This window comes from Mesorhizobium sp. M1C.F.Ca.ET.210.01.1.1, from assembly GCF_004791585.1.
Classification (GTDB): Bacteria; Pseudomonadota; Alphaproteobacteria; order Rhizobiales; family Rhizobiaceae; genus Mesorhizobium.
Window position 1 is genome coordinate 1 of record NZ_SRUU01000225.1, and the last position, 283, is coordinate 283.

Genomic DNA, 283 nt, shown 5'->3' on the forward strand with positions numbered 1-283 from the left:
GTCGCCTTGATGGGGGCAGGCGGCACCCGCATCACCCGGCGTGTCATGCAGGCGCTTCCGGATCTGCGCTACATCTCCAAATATGGCATTGGTGTCGACAGCATCGACATCGACGCCGCCACCGAGCACGGCATTCTGGTTTCCAGCACGCCGAACGATTTTCAGATCTTCACGGTCAGCGAGCACGCGGTCGCTCTGATGCTGGCAGTCCGCTGGTGCGGCGCTCGACGTGTTCGACCAGGAGCCGCCGAAGACCGACGATCCGCTGTTTTCGCTACCCAAC

General features: G+C 62.5%; 1 pseudogene. It reads left to right on the forward strand.

Going from position 1 to position 283, the window contains the following annotated elements:
- Positions 1–283: pseudogene (locus EN853_RS33680) on the forward strand (hypothetical protein); the annotation flags it as partial.